This window comes from Simplicispira lacusdiani (assembly GCF_003604195.1).
In the GTDB taxonomy this organism is placed as follows: domain Bacteria; phylum Pseudomonadota; class Gammaproteobacteria; order Burkholderiales; family Burkholderiaceae_C; genus Simplicispira; species Simplicispira lacusdiani.
Map to the genome: position 1 here is coordinate 1 of NZ_QXGR01000047.1, position 707 is coordinate 707.

At 38.3% G+C, this 707-nt stretch carries 1 pseudogene; it reads left to right on the top strand.

From position 1 onward, the window contains the following. Positions 1 to 573: pseudogene (locus D8S75_RS17315) on the top strand (IS3-like element ISBt2 family transposase); the annotation flags it as partial. Between the last annotated feature and the right edge of the window lie 134 nt (positions 574 to 707).

Consider the following 707-nt stretch of genomic DNA (forward strand, 5'->3'; position numbering starts at 1 on the left):
AAAGTACGTCGAAAGAAAAAGAAATATATCAATGGTGCGGAGCCAATGGTAGCCCCTCATCGATTGGAGCGCCAATTCGATGCATCCAGACCAAATGAAAAATGGTTTACGGATGTGACGTATCTCTTATTTGGAGAGCGTACTTTGTATTTATCAACGATTATGGATGCCTTTAATCGTGAAATTATTAGTTGTGTCATCAGCGAATCACAAACACTGACATTAGCGATGAAGACATTAAAACAAGCAATGAGAGGGCGAAAAGTAAAAGATGTCCTTCTTCACTCAGATCAAGGAAGTATTTATACAGCAAAAGAATTTCAAGCGTATGCCAAAGAAAACGGCATTATCACCAGCATGTCCCGGAGAGGAAATTGCCATGATAATGCCGTCATGGAAAGCTTCTTTGGTCATTTAAAAAGTGAAGCTTTCTATTCACAAAAGATAACAAAAGTATCCAACACAACTGTGCGAAAGATTGTGCTAGAATACATTCATTACTACAATTGTGTGCGAATTCAAGAAAAATTAAACCACCTATCCCCTAAAGAATTTAGGGAACAAGTGGTTTAGGTGTTTTGATTGGTGTCCCGTTTTCGGGGGTCACTTCACTTGCTTAAGGGGATTTTCTTCATTATATCGCTTCTTTCTCGCCTGCCATGTTTAATGAAACAGGATGTTTCATACGATTCATCGTAAATACGATA